Genomic DNA, 17,172 nt, shown 5'->3' on the forward strand with positions numbered 1-17,172 from the left:
GGCGGAGGTCAGCGTCGTGGAGCGGACTTGGCTCTTGCGAGCAGGCTCGAGGCTGCCTCCGGGGTTGTCGTGGTCGTGAGCTTGGCGGCGGTCGCGAGGATCGGTTTGGTGGTGGTGAAGAGCCAGGTCTGGAACAGGCTGTCGAGCTGCTGTCCGGAGATCTTCTCGGCCAGTGCGATGAACTGGTCGGTGGTGACATTGCCGTTGCGGTTGGTCTTCGCCCAGGTCCGCAGGATGGTGAAGAAGTCCGCGTCACCCACGGCCAGTCGGAGCTGGTGCAGCGTCATCGCGCCACGGGCGTAGACCGGGAACTCGAACAGGAAGTCCGCTCCGGGGTCGCCGATCGGCAAGGTCCAGAACGGGTCGTCCGCCGGGAACAGGTTGTAGAAGAAGTCGAACGTCTCCTGCGCCGTGCCCAGGCCGTCGTGCTCGCCCCACAGCCATTCGGCGTACGTCGCGAACCCTTCGTTCAGCCAGATGTGCTGCCAGCGGGCCACCGCGAGGCTGTCGCCGAACCACTGGTGGGCGAGCTCATGCACGATCACGCCCTGACCGGAGACCGCGTCGGCGAAGAAGTACCGCGGGTAGATCGGGCGGGTCTGGTTCTCCAGCGCGAACCCGAGCCCGTCGGCGTCGTCGACGATGCCGCCCGAGGCGGTGAAGGGATAGCGGCCGAAGGTGCCGGACAGGAAATCGACGATCTCGGTCTGCCGCGCGAACGACGCGTTGACTACCTCGCCGGTGGTGGGTGGTGCGTCCGCGGCCGTGCCCACGATCCAGTCGTTCACGTTGGCTGCGCTGCTGGCCGGCGGCCCCGGCACGGTCCACCCGTCCAACGGATCGGCATCGGCCTCGAACGACGTCGTACCGGGGCCGGTGGAGACGACGATGTCGTCCACGACGGCGCCCGGAAGCTGAACCGCGTCGTCACTGGCATACGTGATCGACACCTCGACGGTCTTACCGCTGTACGCCGACAGGTTGATCTTCCACTGCTCGTACCCGTCGCTGTGGCCGCTCGCCGCCCACCAGGAGCCACTGGATCCGGACGGCGCGCAGGTGCCGTCGGACTGTGCGGTCTGGTAGTGGCCGAGGAACGGGTGCAGCGCATGCCAGTAGGGACAGACCTGGCCGGTTTCCTGTGCGGTGTGGCCGTTGAGGTCGCGCAGCGTGGTCCAGTCCTCCTGTCCGACGGTGTGCGCCTCGACGAACACGTAGTCCCAGCCCCATTCGGTGTCCCGGTTGATCCAGAAGGACAGGTTCGCGCCCGCCGCGGGTACGCTGATGGTCCGGGCCAGACGTTTGTACGCCGGCTCGTCTGTCGCCACCCGTTGCGACAGAGCGTACTGCCGACCAGTCCGCGGTACGGCCGAGTCGAACAGGTCGGGATCGAACGCGTCCCAGTAGCGGATGCCCTGTCGCTGGTAGGCCCGCAGATCGAACTGGCCGATCGTCGCGGTCGCCAGGTACGAAGCCATCGGCTCCTTGGCCTCCCAGGTCCACGTGCTCCAGCCGCCCTTGGTGCGCTTGTCCTTCAAGATGCCGTTGGCGACGGCCTCCAGCCCGACCGGAACCGCGACCTTGAAGGTGTACGCCGCCTTGTCGATCGGATGGTCGTTCACCGGGAACCAGGTGTCGGCGACCCCTGCTTCACCTATCACGACCGTGCCGTCGTCGGTGTGGATGAACCCGCTGCCGTCGTCGAGGGTCTGCGGTATGCCGTCGTAGCGGATCACCGTGGTGAAGTCCTTCGAAGTGGGCAGACCGGACCGTGGTTTGACGGTGAGTTCGTCGGCCGCGCGGGACCAGTCGGCCGGTCGGCCGTTGACGATGATCGACCGAACGGTGAGGCCTTGCAGATCCAGGTTGAACCGCGACAGGTTCTGAGTCGCGCGGGCGCTGATCGTGGCGACCCCGGTGAGCCGGTTGGTCGCCGGCGCGTACCTGACGTCAAGCAGGTAGTGCTTGACGTCGTAGCCACCGTTCCCGTCGGTCGGGAAGTACGGATCGCCGGCTCCCACCGCCCCCGGTGTGAACCGTGCTGCGTGGTCGGACGCCGTTCCCGTCCCCGTCCCCAGACCGAGGCTCAGCGCCGTGACAAGTGCTCCGGACAGCAGCAGATTCGCACGTCGGAACATCTCTCCCCCTCGGATGCGCTGTGCAATTTGTCAGTTATCGACGCTACGGAGCACAGCGCATCCGAGGAAGGGTTCAGGTCTGGATCAGTGCGGCGACCGTCCGTGGTGGAACGGTCACCGTGCCGGTGCTCGAGGTCCAGGTTGTTGCCTTGACCACTGGGTCGACGCCGTTGGCCTGGACGGGGGACAGCGACAGAGATTGGCCGGCCAGGGCCGGGATTGTCTGGGTGACGGTCGAGCCGGTGGTGTTGAAGACGACCAGGACGCCCTTGAGGGCCGGGTCGACGTTGGGGCCGGCGGTGTCGTCGATGTGCATGGTGATGACGCCGGGGGTTGTGCCGCTCAGGGGGAAGCTGAGTTTCTGGTTGATCAGGTCCGCGGAGCCCAGGCGGAACAGGGGAGTGGAGAAGCGGAGCTTGAGCAGGTCGTCCGCCGCGGCGGAGGCGGTCGCGACGTCCGCGGCGGTCGGCTTCAGGGCCGGGTTGGCCAGGAGTGGACGCATGTACTGCCACTTGGCCTCGTTGTCCGGCTTCGGCGGCAGGCCGTGGCCGAAGCCGTTGTCGGCGCCGGTCCAGTCGAGCGTGTTGAACCAGTCGCCGGAGTCGTACGAGTTGCGATCCAGCGACTTGCTCCGCAGCATGTCCGCGCCGGCGTGCCAGAACGACGGGGTCTGCGCGAGCGCGGTCGTTGCCAGCGACACCGTGTTCATCCGGATCCGGTCCGGCATCGTCATTGCCGTCGGCAACTTGTAGGTCAGTGAGTCCCACAACGTCTCGTTGTCGTGGGCATCGACGTACGTGATCACCTCGTCCGGCTGGTCGGCGTACCCCGCAGGCGAACCGTTGTAGTCGACCCCGTCGCCGCGGACGACCGCACCGGTCTCGGCGGACGTGAAGCTGAACGCGCGCAGATTGCCGGCCAGACCGAGCTGGACGAGGTCGGTGTCGTGGGCGAGCCGTTTCGCGCGGTCCGCTTCCGAGCCGTTCACCGGGTCGCCGTTCGGGTCGCTCGCGGCGCCGGAGCCGAAGCCCTGGATCCGCGGGTTCTCGTCGAACGGACCGCCACCGCGGACCGCGTCCCGGAGCCGGTCGGAGAACGTGCCGATCCCGGTGCCGCCGAGGTTGCCCTGCCGGGCCTGGACGAACAGCGCGTCGTTGGCTACCTCACCGAAGTTCCAGCCCTCGCCGTACAGGTAGATCTTCTTGCCGTCGACACCGTCCTTGGCGAGGGTCAGTTGGTCGAGCGCGGCCCGGACCTTCAGCATGTTGGCCTTGCTGTGGTGGCCCATCAGGTCGAACCGGAACCCGTCGACGCGGTAGGTCCGGGCCCAGCTGACCGTGCTGTCGACCATGATCTTCTCGGCCATCGCGTGCTCGGTCGCGATGTTGCTGCAGCAGGTCGACGTCTCGACCTTCCCGGTCGCGTTGAGCCGTTGGTAGTACCCGGGCACGACCTTGTCCAGCACCGACGTCGGCGCCTGACCGGCCGCCGGGGTGTGGTTGTAGACCTGATCGAGTACGACGCGCAGCCCGGACTTGTGCAGTCCGCCGACCATCGTGCGGAACTCGGCGACGCGGGCGAGACCGTCGCGCTGGGTCGCGTACGAACCTTCGGGCGCGAGCCAGTGGTACGGGTCGTAGCCCCAGTTGAAGCCGTCCTTCGCCGCGACCGCGGTCACACAGGCCTGCTGCTGCTCGGAGTCCGGCGGCAGCGCCTTCAGATCACACGCAGGCGATTGCTGCCCGGTCTCCGGAATCGATGCGATGTCGAATGTCGGCAAGAGGTGCACCGTGTTGAGGCCGGCGGCCGCGAGCGCACGCAGATGCTTCGTCCCGTTGCCCTCGTCCGCGAAGGCGAGGTAGGTGCCACGGTGTGCGGCCGGCACGGTGCTGTCGCTGATCGAGAAGTCGCGGACATGCAGTTCGTAGATTGTCGAATCGACCGCACGCGCGAGCTTCGGCGACGGCGTACTCGACCAGAGCGCGGGCTTCCCGGCCGGATCGTTCAGATCGACAGCGACCGAGTACGCCGAATCGGTCGTGAGCGCGACCGAGTACGGGTCGGTGACGACATTGGTCTCCACCTTGCCCGTCGACGGTGCGAACACGGTCACCTGGTAGCGGTAGGCGGCGTTCTTCCAGGACCGTGGCCCGCTGGCGGACCACGATCCGTCGTCGCCGCGCTTCATGGCGATTGTCTGCGATCCGACCAGCAGATTGACCTTTTGTGCAGTCGGCGCCCACAGCGTGAACCGCGGCGCGCCGCCCTGCCAGGTCACGCCGAACGAGCGCCCGGCCGCCGACCCGCCGTACAGGTCGTCGAGGACTCCAGGGATCTGTACGCCGGTCGCATCGAGCAGACGCCCGGCGTCGTCGTACTGTGCGAGCCCGAGTTGCCCGGTCAGGATCTTGCGGGCGTCCGCGTGATCCAGTCTGAGCGCTGTGTACCCCTTGAGCGCTGGGAACTTCGCCAGGACCGCGGCAGGGATCCCACCGCTGTCATAGCGCAGTCCGGCCGACGTACCACCGATGTCGTCCGCGTCCACCTTCAGAGAGCCGTCATCCGACCAGTGCAGTCGCCAGCGCGACCGCTCCGGGTGCGCAATCGGCGGTACGGCGAGCAGGTCGCGGCCGAGCCAGTAGGCCTTGGCCTGGCTCAGGTCCGGCTGCGCACCGGGCTTGGACGTCGTCACAGTGAGCGCGTGGGTCGCGAGCACGTACGAGAACGTGACGACCAGGCCGTCCGCCGGCACAGTGATCGGAACGTTGTTGGCCGGGTAGCTCTCGTCGAAGGACAGGTTGTGTGCGACCTTCGCCTCATAACTGCCCGCTTTCAGCTCGCTGGTGGACCAGGTGTAGGTGCCGTCGCCGTTCTCGTCCGTCAGCCAGGGTCGCATGCAGGCCGGATCCCAGTCGGCCGGACAGCCCAGCTCCGACTGGAACGAACCAGGCACTGTGATGATCGGCCCCTCCGCACTGGACGTGGCGAAGTGCCTGCCGTGTTCGTAGTAGAACGTCACCGGCCCGGCGGCCGGCGCGGTGTACGAGATGTTGGCGCCGTTCTGGTTGCCACCGGCGCCGTAGTTCTCGTCCCACGCCTTGTTGATGGCCGCCTTGTAGGCGTGCTCACCGGCCGGGATGGTGGTGTAGGTGCCCTTCCACACCTTGTCCTTCGGGTCCAGCGTGAGCTGCGCCTGGTCGCAGTCCGGCGCCCAGTCCGCCTGGCAGCCCATCTCACCGTTGTGGTCACCCGGCACGCTGACATTGGCCGGCTGCACGACCGGACCGACGCCGCCATCACCGCCACCCGGGGCAGCAGCGTCGCCGACGACGCCGTACGACCCTGACACCGAGTAGTGACCTGACACGTCCCGGAGCACCGCGCGGTACTCGAGCAGCGTCCCCTTCGGCACCCCTGACACGTCCTGGAAAACCCGGTACGGCGCGTTGTCGTCAGACCCGAGCCGCTGCCACGCAGTCGTCCCCACGGGCCGGTAGCCGAAGGTCACCGTCACCGGAGTGTTCGCGGGGACTGCGGCTGCGATCTCAGCACGCCCGCCGACCGTCGCACCGAGCTCCGGCGAGCTCATGTAGACAGCCGGTGCCTTGGACGGCGTCGGCACCTTGCTCTGGGCCTGATAGACGGTCACGGACAGCGGCGCCTGGCTGAGCAGCACCCGGCCCTCGCGGTCGGTCCGCACCGACTTGGAGCCACCGTAGACCGGCTTGAACGAGGTGTTCGACCCGTACGTCGGGATCGTCGCCGATGCGGCGGACGACGAGTTGTTCGCGACCACCAGGTACTCGACGTTGTCGCTGCCGAGCCGGCTGAACGCGTACAGCCCACTGGAGTTCGACGAGTACCGGTGCACCTGCCGCCCGTCGGCCAGTGCTGGGTACTTCGCCCGAAGCTTCTGCAGTGCAGCGATGTGCGTGTACATCGGCGCGTTGGCGTCGTACCTGTCCTTGCTGCCGATCGTCGTCGTACCGCTGCCGTCCACGACCTCGTCGTCGGTGTAGTCGGTCGTCTTCGTGGCGAACATGTCCTGCCGCGCGTCCTTGTCACCACCAGGACCGGTGAAGCCCTGCTCATCTCCGTAGTAGATGACCGGCTGACCACGGGTGAGGAACATCAGCGAGTGCGCCAGCTTGTCGCGGGCGAGCAGTTCCTGGCCGTTCGCACCGCCCTGCTTGAGGAACGTGCCGACCCGGCCCATGTCGTGGTTGCCGAGGAACGTCGGCAGTTGGTACGCGTTCGAGTCGGAGTCGGTGTAGTAGTCGTCGTTCGCGTAGAGGTCGCGCAGCTTCGTACTCGGATCGCCCTTCGCGAACGCCACCGCGTTCTGCTGGAAACCGAAGTCGAGGGTGGCCTGCAGCGCGCCGGCCGTGGTGTACGTCGACATGAACTTCGGGTCGGCGTCGAACACCTCGCCGAACATGAAGAAGTCCTTCGCGCCGGCGCCCTTGGCCGCGGCCAGGATCTGCGGCGAGAACTTCTGCCAGAACTCCAGATTGACGTGCTTGACCGTGTCGATCCGGAACCCGTCGATGCCGAACTCGGCCCAGCTCTTGTAGACGTCGATCATCCCGTCGCGCACCCGCGGCTGCTCGGTGAACAGGTCGTCCAGGCCGACGAAGTCCCCGTACTCCGCCGATTCTCCGGCGAAGGTCGAGTCGCCGCGGTTGTGGTACAGCGTCGGATCGTTCAGCCAGGCCGGCACCTTCACGGTCTCGTCCGCCGGCGCGCGGAACACCGGAACGTTCGGGAACGACGTGTTCCGGTCCAGCGGCGGGAAGACGTCGCCACCGGCGTAGGTCTTGTCGTCGAAGACGTTGCCGGCAGCATCCTTGTACGGCGACGTGGACTTCGGGATGTAGCCGTACTGGCCGGACTGGTACGCGATCACGTCCGCGGTGTGGTTGGTGATGATGTCGAAGAAGACCTTCATGCCCTTGCGATGGGCCAAATCGATCAGCCGCTTCATGTCCGCGTTGGTGCCCAGGTGCGGGTCGATCTGGGTGAAGTCGGTGATCCAGTAGCCGTGGTACCCGGCGCTCGCGTCCGCACCGGCGCCCTGCACCGGCCGGTTCTTGAACGACGGCGTGAGCCAGATGGACGTCGTACCGAGGGACTTGATGTAGTCGAGCTTCTGGATCACGCCGGTCAGGTCGCCACCGTGGTAGAAGCCCTTGTCGGTCGGGTCCAGGCCGGTCTGCAGCCGGTCGCCGGTCAGCCCGCCGGCGTCGTTGGACCTGTCCCCGTTGGCGAACCGGTCCGCCATCAGGAAGTAGAACCGTTCCTTGGTCAGGTCCTGGCGCAGGCTCGGTGACGACAGCGCCTTGTCGGCCGGGGTCACTGCCGACCCGGCCAGGTCGACCGGCTTCACGCTGACGACGTGGCTGGTGTCGTCGTAGCTGAAGGCGAGCTTGGCCGGTCCCTCGATCCGCAGTGGGATGTTCGGACCGTTCAGCACCCCGCCGGCACCGTAATTCTCGTCCCAGCTCCCGTTGACCGCGACCTTGTACTCGTACGAGCCGGCCGGCACGTCGAAGACCTTCGCGTACGGCGCGGCCGCGCCCAGACTGGTCGCCGCGCAGCCCGGGTCCCAGTCACCCGCGCAGCCGAGTTCGTTCTGCAGCGACCCGGCCAGCGTGATCACCCGATCCGCCGCGACCTGCGCGGGTGCCGGTGCCGCCGTACCGAGTCCGAGCACGACCACCGCTACCGCGGTGAACCCTGCCGTCCATCGCCTGAACCCGCGCATCCCGGTCCCCTCCCAGCCGACTGAGTCTGCCGGGACGCTAACCCGCCACTTTCACCGTGAGGAGGGCTCGAATGTCACGGTCGGGTCACGAGGCCTGGCAGAGTGCTTTCGATCGGCGTGCGCAGGATGCTGGTCGCCTCCTCGTCGTACGGCGTCGGCTCGGCGTTGAGGATGATCAGGGGTTTGCCGGCGTTCAGAGCGATGTCGCACAGGCCGGCGGCGGGGTAGACCTGCAGGGATGTGCCGACGGCCAGAAACACGTCGGCTGCCTCGGCGGCGGCGACGGCTGCGTCGAGGACGCGGCGGTCCAGCGACTGGCCGAAGGAGACGGTTGCCGACTTGAGGATGCCGCCGCACACCTCGCAGGCAGGGTCTTCGTCGCCGGCGTCCAGCCGGGCGAGTACGTCGGCCATCGGGATCCGGCGCCCGCACTCCAGGCATTCGACGAAGCGGACCGTCCCGTGCAACTCGTGGACGAGCTCCGGAGACGAGCCGGCCTTCTGATGCAGTCCGTCGACGTTCTGGGTGATCAGGCCGGTCAGGCGGCCCTGCCGCTCGAGCTCCACCAGGGCCAGGTGGCCGGGGTTGGGCTCCATCGTCCAGACCGGGACGGCGAGCCGGTGCTTCCATGCCTCCACGCGGACCGCGCGGCTGGCAACGTACTCGTCGATGTCGAACATCGCCTGCGCGGCCGGGTTCTTCGTCCAGACTCCCTGGGGGCCGCGGAAGTCGGGGATGCCGGACGCGGTCGAGATCCCGGCTCCGGTCAGTACGGCGATTCGGTCGGCATGGATCACGCCTCCGAACGTAGCGCCTTCCAGTCCGGAGCCAAGACCGACATCACGATCTCGTCGACCCACTCGCCCTCCCACAGCAGCGAGTCCCGCAGCCGGCCCTCGACCACGAAGCCGGCCTTCTCGTACGCCCGCTGCGCCCGCGGGTTGAAGGCGTACACACCGAGGCTGATCCGGTGCAGCCCGATCTCCTCGATGCCGTAGCCGACGATCAGCCTGGTCGCCTCGGTCCCGAGCCCGCGACCCTGGCCGGCCGGTCCGATCAGGATCCGGAAGTTGCAGCACCGGTTGTCCGGGTCCCAGTCGTTCAGCACCGCCTCACCGACGACGGTCCCGGTGGCCTTGTCCACGATGGCCAGGTCGAGCCGGTCGGTCTGGTCCTTCCGGGTCCGCATCCATTCGCGCGCCCGCTCCTCGCCGATCTCGCCGTGACTCCCGGTCAGTCGGGCAACATCCGGGTCGGCCATCGCCGCGGCCATGGGCTCGTAGTCGCCCTCATCCAGCGGCCGCAGTACGACGAGCTCACCCGTCAGAGTCGGCTTCTCCGCGAAGTCGGTCATGCGTCAGACCGTAGCGTCTGCCACTCCGGGGCCAGGATCGACATCATGATGTCGTCGTGGCGTTCGCCGTCCAGGGCGACCGCCTGCCGCAGCCGGCCTTCCTCGACGAAGCCGGCCTTCTCGTACACCCGCCGCCCGCGCGGGTTGAACGCGAAGACGGTGAGCGAGATCCGGTACAGCCCGAGCCGCTCGAAGGCATAGTCGACGATCATCCGGGTCGCCTCGGTCCCGAGCCCCTGGCCGCGGCCGTCCGCGCCGATCATGATCCGGAAGTTGCACGACTCGTCGTCCGGACTCCACTTGTTCAGCACTGCCTCACCGACGGTCCGGCCGGTCGCCTTCGACACGATCGCCAGGTCCAGGCGATCGGTCTGGTCCTTCCGGGTCCGCAGCCATTCGCGGTACATCTCCTCCTCGACGCCGCTGCCGTCGTCGTGAGGATCGGTGAACCTGGTCACCTCGGGATCGGCCATCGCCGCCACCAGCGCGTCGTAGTCGCCCTCGTCCAACGGACGCAACACGACCAGCTCACCTGTCAGCGTCGGTTTCACCGCGAAGTCGCTCACGGTCGGCAGTCTGTCAGCTGACCCGCCGGACGACGTAGCTGTTTTCGTCCGCCGACACCAGGTCCTGAGAGCGCATCCGGCACCAGGCCGGGATGTCGGTGGCGGCGGCCGGGTCGTCGGCGAGGACGGTGACGGTGTCGCCGATCGCGACGGTGGGTAGCGTCTTGGCCAGTTTGATCACCGGGAGTGGGCAGAGCAGGCTGCGGCAGTCCAGGTCGATGTTCACATCCCTACCTCCGCGCGGATCCGGCGCACGATCCCCGGCAAGACGGTGCAGAACCGGTCGATCTCGTCGTACGTCGTGGTCCGGGCCAGGGAGACGCGGACGTTCCCGTGGGTGAGGACGCCCATGGCTGCCAGCACATGGGACGGTCGCAGGGTGCTCGACGTACAGGCCGAACCGCTGGAGACAGAGAAGCCTTCTGCGTCGAGGGCGGTGACGAGTGCCTCCCCGTCGACGTACAGACAGGAGAAGGTGAGGACGTGCGGCAACCGGTCCTCGGGGTCGCCGACCACCTCGACATCCGGGATCTCGGCGGCCACTCGTTGCCTGAGCTCGTCGATCCAGGCGTGGTGGTTCTTGTTCAGTTCGGCCGCCTCGGCGAGGCGGGCCTGGAGGGCGGCCGCGGCGGCGAGCGTGTTGGGGATGTCAGGGAAGCCCGGGGAGAGGCCGTCCTCGCGCTCGTCCATCGGCCAGGCCGGCGCGACCCGCGTCCCTTTGCGCACCGCCAGAAGGCCGACGCCGGCGGGTCCGCCCCACTTGTGGGCGCTTGCCGTCAGCACCGACCATCCCGGCGGTACGGCGTCGTGCCCGATGGACGCGGCCGCGTCGACGAACAGCGGTACGTCGCCACACGCCGCGGCGGCTGCTTCGATCGGCTGACGCGTGCCGACCTCATGGTTGGCCGACTGCAGCGCCGCCACCGCGACACCCGGCGCACGTACTGCCTCGCTGAACGCATCCATGTCGACCCGGCCGACCAGGTCCACGCCGACCTCTACGCCCGCGTCCCCGGCTGTGTGCAGTACGGCGGAATGCTCGACGGCACTGTGGACAACGGCAGCGCCAACCCGCTTGCGGGCCGCCGTGACTGCGGTCAGGCCCGCGCGGATGGCCGCCGTACCGGAGGTGGTCAGGAACAGCTCGTCGGGCCGCACTCCGACCGCGTCGGCGACGACCGCCCGGGCGTTGTCCAGCAGCAGTCGCGCGGTCCGGCCCTCGTGGTGCAAGCGGACCGGATCGGCCCAGCCGGAATCGACTGCCGAGAGCAACATTTCCCGCGCTGCCGGGTGTAACGCCTCCGCCGACGCCGCGTCCAGATACGCACGCTCACTCACACGGGAAACGCTAGAGCATGTCGTCCCCTCCGATGCCGTCCCGAGTGCCCCGCAGTAGGCAGCGGAGGGGACGACATGCTCTTGGCCCTACCTCTGCGCAAGAACGCGAAAGGTGTCCAGTAGTGTTTGGTCGTCAGTCTCACTTGGGAAGGGAAAGGCGCCCCGTGGGTTCGAACGGCACGCCCGGAGTGGACGAGCGCGCGGCAGGTCTTGCCGGCGCCACACGTCCGGCGAAGCGACGCCTGCTGGTCGGTACGGGAGTGGTGCTCGCCACCCTGCTGCTGACCGGTTGTTCGTCGGCGACCACTGAGCAGTGGAAACGACTCGGTCTCCCCGAGGGCGCATCGGACCGGACCGAGGCTGTCCGAAGCCTCTGGATCGGTGCCTGGATCGCCGCGCTGATCGTCGGTGTGATGGTCTGGGGCCTGATCCTGTACGTCTCCGTGCGCTACTACAAGCGCAACGACGAGGCTCCCAAGCAGGTCAGGTACAACCTGCCGCTCGAGGTGCTCTACACGCTGGCGCCGTTCGCGATCATCGGCGTGCTGTTCTTCTACACCGTCGAGCACGGCAACCAGATCACGGCGATGTCGAACAACCCGTCGCACACGGTCAACGTGGTCGGCCAGCAGTGGCAGTGGACCTTCAACTACAAGGACACCGTCGACGGGCAGGAAGGCGTCTGGGAGACCGGCACGCTGCAGAAGCCGGCCGAGCTGTGGCTTCCGGTGAACGAGTCGGTCCAGTTCGACCTGACCTCTCCGGACGTCATCCACTCCTTCTGGGTGCCGTCGTTCTACTTCAAGCTCGACGTCATCCCGGGCCGGACCAACAAGTTCCAGCTGACCCCGACCAAGACCGGCACCTTCGCCGGCAAGTGCGCCGAGCTCTGCGGGCTCTACCACAGCCGGATGGTCTTCACCGTCAAGGTCGTGAGCAAGGACGAGTACGACGCGCATCTGCGTGACCTGGCCGCCAGGGGCCAGACCGGCGCCGCCACCGGTGGACAAGACGCCACCACCATCCCCGGTCACGGGGAGCAGGAGGGGGAGAAGTGACCGACCTCGCCGAGCGCACCGGCGCCATCGGTAGCACCAGCATCACCGCGTTGCCGCGGCGGCGCAGCAAGGGCCAGATCGCGGTCAAGTGGCTGACCACCACCGACCACAAGCTGATCGGCCACATGTACCTGATCACGTCGTTCGCGTTCTTCCTGATCGGCGGTGTGATGGCTCTGCTCATCCGCGCCGAGCTGGCCAAGCCGGGCCTGCAGATCGTGAACGAAGAGGTCTACAACCAGCTCTTCACCATGCACGGCACGATCATGCTGCTGCTGTTCGCGACACCACTGTTCGTCGGCTTCGCGAACGAGATCATGCCGATCCAGATCGGCGCCCCCGACGTCGCGTTCCCGCGGCTGAACATGTTCAGCTTCTGGCTGTTCCTGTTCGGCGGCCTGATCACCATCAGCGGCTTCTTCACCCCGGGCGGCGCGGCCGACTTCGGCTGGTTCGCCTACGCTCCGCTGTCCAATGCGGTCCGCTCGCCTGGTGTCGGCGGCGACCTGTGGATCATGGGTCTGTGGATGGCCGGTCTGGGCACGATCCTCGGTGCGGTCAACTTCGTCACGACCATCATCACCATGCGGGCACCAGGCATGACGATGTTCCGGATGCCGATCTTCACCTGGAACATCCTGGTCACCTCGATCCTCGTGCTGATCGCCTTCCCGATCCTGGCCGGCGCGCTGCTGATGCTGGAGGCGGATCGAGCCCTAGGGGCTCACGTCTTCGATGCCGCGAACGGCGGGCCATTGCTCTGGCAACACCTGTTCTGGTTCTTCGGGCATCCCGAGGTGTACATCATCGCCTTGCCGTTCTTCGGCATCATCACCGAGATCCTGCCGGTGTTCAGCCGGAAGCCGGTCTTCGGCTACATCGGTCTGGTCTCCGCGACCCTCGGTATCGCCGTCCTGTCGGTGGCGGTCTGGGCGCACCACATGTTCGTCACGGGTGCGGTGAACCTGCCGTTCTTCTCGTTCATGACGTTCCTGATCGCGGTCCCGACCGGGGTGAAGTTCTTCAACTGGATCGGCACGATCTGGGGCGGCTCAGTCTCGTTCGACACACCGATGCTGTGGTCGGTGGGCTTCCTCACGACCTTCCTCTTCGGCGGTCTGACCGGCATCATCCTGGCCTCGCCGGCGCTGGACTACCAGCTGTCCGACTCGTACTTCGTGGTCGCGCACTTCCACTACGTGGTGTTCGGGACCGTGGTGTTCGCGATGTTCGCCGGGTTCTACTTCTGGTGGCCGAAGTTCACCGGGCGGATGCTCGACGAGAAGCTCGGGAAGCTGCACTTCTGGCTGCTGTTCATCGGCTTCCACACCACGTTCCTGGTCCAGCACTGGCTGGGCGTGGAGGGCATGCCGCGGCGCTACGCGTCGTACGGCGCGAACGAGGGCTTCACCACGCTGAACGAGGTCTCCAGCGTCGGTGCGTTCATCCTCGGCCTGTCGATGCTGCCGTTCTTCTACAACGTCTACAAGTCGCGCAAGGCGCCGCAGGTGGGCGTCGACGACCCGTGGGGCTGGGGCCGCTCGCTGGAGTGGGCGACCAGTTCCCCGCCGCCGCGGCACAACTTCGAGAAGCTGCCGCGGATCCGGTCCGAGAGCCCGGCGTTCGACCTGCACCACGCCGATCTGGCCCTGGCCGAGTACCCGGACAACCGGGCCGGCAAGGACAACCTGCTGGACGCCGGTGAGGACGAGGGCCGGGTCGAGCACCTGGAGCAGGTCGCGGGCGACACCGACGCTGAGGGGAAGGACAAGGCGTGAAGATCGAAGCCTGGGTCTTCGGGATCCTGAGCGTGTTCGTGCTGGTCGTCACGCCGATCTACTGGCTGATGTCGGAGGACCCGACCGGGACCACCGCGCTGACGATGACGTTCTTCCTGTCCCTGCTGGTGGCGTTCTACCTGAGCATCACGGCGCGCCGGATGGACGCCCGGCCGGAGGACCGCAAGGAAGCCGAGATCGTGGAGGGCGCCGGTGAGCTCGGCTTCTTCCCGCCGTACTCGTGGTGGCCGCTGTGGTGCGGGATGACCCTGGCGGTCGTCGTCCTCGGCATCGTGTTCGGCTGGTGGCTGTTCATCGCCGGCTGCGGCATCGGCATCATCACGCTGTCCGGGTTCATCTTCGAGTACTACCGCGGTGACCACGCTCACTAGTTGAAGCTCGTACGGGCGCCATCCGGAAGCCAACCGGATGGCGCTTTCGTGCGTCTTAAGGGATGCCACCGGAGAATGGGCCGTTGTGGTCCGTACCACTGTGGTGGCGGTGTGCTTGCGCGGGGATTCCGGTACTACGGGTTACCCTTGCGGCGGTTGATGCAAACAGGGGAGAGCTGGGGAATGGTGAGCGGTTCGGTGAGGAAACACGGCCTTGCCGTGGTGGGGATCTGCGCGATGCTGCTGGTCGGCACCGCGTGCAGCGACACCGAGGCGGGCGGATCGCCGTCGCCGGGGGCCACCCAGACCAGTGGTACGCCGGGCGCCTCGAGCAGCCCGGGCACCTCGTCCAGCCCGTCGGAGAATCCGGCCGCGGCGAGCATCTCGGTCGTCCCGGCCAAGGGCGCGGCTTCGGTCAAGCCGGATCAACCGGTGACCGTGAGCACCTCCGTCGGCTCCCTGAAGGCGATCACCCTCAAGGACGACGACGGCGACAAGGTGACCGGTAGCTTCAACACCGACCGGACCAAGTGGACGTCCACGCCGCAGCTCAAGCCGGGCGCGTCGTACAAGCTGAGCGGCACGGCCGAGGGCACCGACGGCGCCACGGTCCCGATCAGCTCGACGTTCAAGACGCTGAAGGCGACGAGGAGCCTGAAGGCCTCGGTCGCCCCGCTGAACGGCGAGACCGTCGGCGTCGCGATGCCGATCCAGATCTACTGGAACAACCCGGTCAAGGACCGCGCCGCGGTCGAGAAGCGCCTGTCGGTGAAGTCCTCGGTCCCGGTCACCGGCAGCTGGCACTGGGTGAACAGCAAGCAGGTCAACTACCGGCCGATGAACTACTGGCCGGCCGGCACCAAGGTGACCGTCGACATCGCCACGCAGGGCGTCAACGCGGGCAGCAACACGTGGGGCACGGCCAGCCGGACGATTGCCTTCAGCATCGGCAAGTCGGTCGTCAGCAACGTCAACGTCAAGAAGCACTCGATGACCGTGACGATCAACGGCAAGGTGGCCCGGACCATCCCGATCACCGCCGGCAAGGACGGCTTCACCACCCGCAGCGGGGTGAAGGTGATCATGGAGAAGTTCCCCACCAAGCGGATGGACGCCGCGACGGTCGGCATCAAGCCGGGCGACCCGGAGTACTACAACATCAGCAACGTGAAGTGGGCGCAGCGAGTCACCAGCTCCGGCGAGTTCATCCACGGAGCGCCGTGGTCCGCCGGCAGCCAGGGCAGCGCCAACGTCAGCCACGGCTGCGTCGGTATGAGCCTCAAGGACGCCCAGTGGTACTTCGCTCAGACCCTCCGCGGCGACCCGGTCATCGTCACCGGCACCACCCGCCACATGGAGCCCGGCAACGGCTGGACCGACTGGAACACCACCTGGGCCAACTACAAGGCCGGCTCAGCCCTGTCCTAGATGTGCCCTCGAGGTGTTCAGCGCTGCCGGCGGTCGTGCTGACTGTCGAGGGCGGTGACCACCTCGTCGGCGTGCAGGACTGGCAGTGAGTGGTGGGTGGCGGACTTGATCCGTACGACGGTCGCACCGGCGGCACTGGCCCGTCGGGCGACCTGGTCGGGGTTGTGGGCCTTGCTGCGGTCCGCGACGACGACCAGGGTCTCGGTCTGGAGTTGCTGGACGTCGGGCCTGCGCGGCAGGACCGGTCGAGTGGTGGGCTCGACGGCGGCCAGGCCGGCCAGGTGCAACCAGTCCGGGTCGACGGGCAGGCCTTGCGTCTCCCAGCGCAGGAACGACTCAGTGCGGGCGGGACTGGGCCTCAGGAGCGACGGGAGGGCTCTGGCGACGTACCTCGGCTTGAGGCCGGTGAAGCAGTCGGTGGGGTCGATCAGTGCGAGCCTGTTGACCCGCGCCGGGTCCCGGAGGGCGTACGTGAGTGCGATCCGGGTGCCGTAGGAGTGCCCGCACAGCGCAGCCTGCCGGATCTCCAACGCATCCAGTACGCCGGTCAGCCAGGCCATCAGGTCCTCCACCGTGCGCGGTGGGGTCGCCGTACTGCGGCCTGCGTCGCCGGGGAGGTCGAGAGCATAGACGCGGTACTGCTCCGCAAGCCGGGGTGCGACGGTGAACCACACCGCTGACGTGGCGCCGTGGCCGGCGAGCAGGACCAGGGGAGGGGCGTCGGACGGGCCGCACGCGTTCACGTGGGTGCCGGCGAGGTCGAGCTGTTCCACCGGGACACCCCAGCGGCGGAGGAGAGTGTCGTACGCGTCCTGGAAGGTCATGACGCGAGAATAGCTCACTGAGTGAGGTAAGTTGTCGGTCATGCGTGAAGGAGTGACGCCGGCCGACCCCGAGCGGGCAGCGGCGCTGGAGCTGGTGCACCGGCTGCGGGAGGTCGCACTGCGGCTCGAGCTGGCAGTGGGGGAGTTCGCCCGCGCGACCGGTTTGCACGCGACCGACGTACGGGCGCTCACGCGGCTCCTGGACGCCGAGCGGGCCGGAGTGGAGGCGACGCCGGGATGGCTCGCGCAGCAGCTCGGAATGACCTCTCAGGCGACGACGGCGGTTATCCACCGCCTGGAGGCCGCCGGGCACGTCGAGCGCCTCAGAAGCCGCTCGGACGGCCGCAGCGCTCGCCTGCAGGTGTCCGAGACAGCTGTCGACCTCGGCTGGCGGTTCTTCGGGCCGCTCCTCGAGCGCCTGATCGGCATCACCGAACAGCTGGACCAGCGCGACAGGTCGGCCGTCACCGACTACCTGACCACGGTCGCCGACGCCCTCGAATAAACCGAAAGGCCCCGGCGAGATGCCGGG

General features: G+C 67.5%; 13 protein-coding genes. 5 read left to right on the forward strand and 8 right to left on the reverse strand.

What is annotated here, in order from left to right; genetic code table 11:
* Positions 1-8 precede the first annotated feature (8 nt).
* From ACGFH6_RS14125 to ACGFH6_RS14155, 7 genes are all read right to left on the reverse strand, one after another.
* A complete protein-coding gene (locus tag ACGFH6_RS14125; protein ID WP_393383621.1) occupies positions 9-2,138 on the reverse strand; it encodes a M1 family aminopeptidase in 2,130 nt (709 codons plus the stop codon).
* Between the two features lie 73 nt (positions 2,139-2,211).
* Positions 2,212-7,902 carry a pullulanase-type alpha-1,6-glucosidase gene (gene pulA / locus ACGFH6_RS14130; RefSeq protein WP_393383623.1) on the reverse strand — a complete coding sequence of 1,897 codons (5,691 nt, stop codon included), beginning with the start codon at positions 7,900-7,902 and terminating at the stop codon, positions 2,212-2,214.
* Between the two features lie 74 nt (positions 7,903-7,976).
* Complete coding sequence (locus ACGFH6_RS14135; RefSeq protein WP_393383625.1) at positions 7,977-8,699, reverse strand: NAD-dependent deacetylase; 723 nt, start codon at positions 8,697-8,699, stop codon at positions 7,977-7,979.
* Positions 8,696-9,256 (reverse strand): GNAT family N-acetyltransferase, encoded by a 561-nt coding sequence (locus ACGFH6_RS14140; protein ID WP_393383627.1) that lies wholly within the window; start codon positions 9,254-9,256, stop codon positions 8,696-8,698. The genes ACGFH6_RS14135 and ACGFH6_RS14140 overlap by 4 nt, the downstream gene beginning before the upstream one ends.
* Positions 9,253-9,822 (reverse strand): GNAT family N-acetyltransferase, encoded by a 570-nt coding sequence (locus ACGFH6_RS14145; protein ID WP_393383630.1) that lies wholly within the window; start codon positions 9,820-9,822, stop codon positions 9,253-9,255. The genes ACGFH6_RS14140 and ACGFH6_RS14145 overlap by 4 nt, the downstream gene beginning before the upstream one ends.
* Before the next feature lie 13 nt (positions 9,823-9,835).
* Positions 9,836-10,048 carry a sulfurtransferase TusA family protein gene (locus tag ACGFH6_RS14150; RefSeq protein WP_393383632.1) on the reverse strand — a complete coding sequence of 71 codons (213 nt, stop codon included), beginning with the start codon at positions 10,046-10,048 and terminating at the stop codon, positions 9,836-9,838.
* Entirely contained in the window at positions 10,045-11,160 is a 1,116-nt protein-coding gene (locus ACGFH6_RS14155; RefSeq protein WP_393383634.1) for a cysteine desulfurase family protein, read from the reverse strand. The genes ACGFH6_RS14150 and ACGFH6_RS14155 overlap by 4 nt, the downstream gene beginning before the upstream one ends.
* A 164-nt stretch (positions 11,161-11,324) precedes the next feature.
* On the opposite strand from ACGFH6_RS14155, the gene coxB reads away from it, so the two are divergent.
* The 4 genes from coxB (at position 11,325) to ACGFH6_RS14175 (ending at position 15,816) form a co-directional block, all read left to right on the forward strand.
* Positions 11,325-12,218: a cytochrome c oxidase subunit II gene (coxB, locus tag ACGFH6_RS14160; RefSeq protein ID WP_393383636.1), complete on the forward strand. Its 894-nt coding sequence runs from the start codon at positions 11,325-11,327 to the stop codon at positions 12,216-12,218.
* Positions 12,215-13,996 (forward strand): cytochrome c oxidase subunit I, encoded by a 1,782-nt coding sequence (ctaD, locus tag ACGFH6_RS14165; RefSeq protein WP_393383638.1) that lies wholly within the window; start codon positions 12,215-12,217, stop codon positions 13,994-13,996. The genes coxB and ctaD overlap by 4 nt, the downstream gene beginning before the upstream one ends.
* Positions 13,993-14,388, forward strand: coding sequence for a cytochrome c oxidase subunit 4 (locus ACGFH6_RS14170; RefSeq protein WP_393383640.1), 396 nt, complete (start codon positions 13,993-13,995; stop codon positions 14,386-14,388). The genes ctaD and ACGFH6_RS14170 overlap by 4 nt, the downstream gene beginning before the upstream one ends.
* Positions 14,389-14,586: 198 nt before the next feature.
* Entirely contained in the window at positions 14,587-15,816 is a 1,230-nt protein-coding gene (locus ACGFH6_RS14175) for an Ig-like domain-containing protein (RefSeq protein ID WP_393383642.1), read from the forward strand.
* 17 nt (positions 15,817-15,833) lie between these two features.
* On the opposite strand, the gene ACGFH6_RS14180 is transcribed toward ACGFH6_RS14175, so the two are convergent.
* Complete coding sequence (locus ACGFH6_RS14180) at positions 15,834-16,640, reverse strand: alpha/beta fold hydrolase (RefSeq protein WP_393383644.1); 807 nt, start codon at positions 16,638-16,640, stop codon at positions 15,834-15,836.
* Between the two features lie 40 nt (positions 16,641-16,680).
* Here ACGFH6_RS14180 and ACGFH6_RS14185 point away from each other — a divergent pair, with 40 nt between their 5' ends.
* Complete coding sequence (locus tag ACGFH6_RS14185) at positions 16,681-17,145, forward strand: MarR family winged helix-turn-helix transcriptional regulator (RefSeq protein ID WP_393383646.1); 465 nt, start codon at positions 16,681-16,683, stop codon at positions 17,143-17,145.
* Positions 17,146-17,172 lie beyond the last annotated feature (27 nt).

The organism is Kribbella sp. NPDC049227, from assembly GCF_043197265.1.
GTDB lineage: Bacteria > Actinomycetota > Actinomycetes > Propionibacteriales > Kribbellaceae > Kribbella.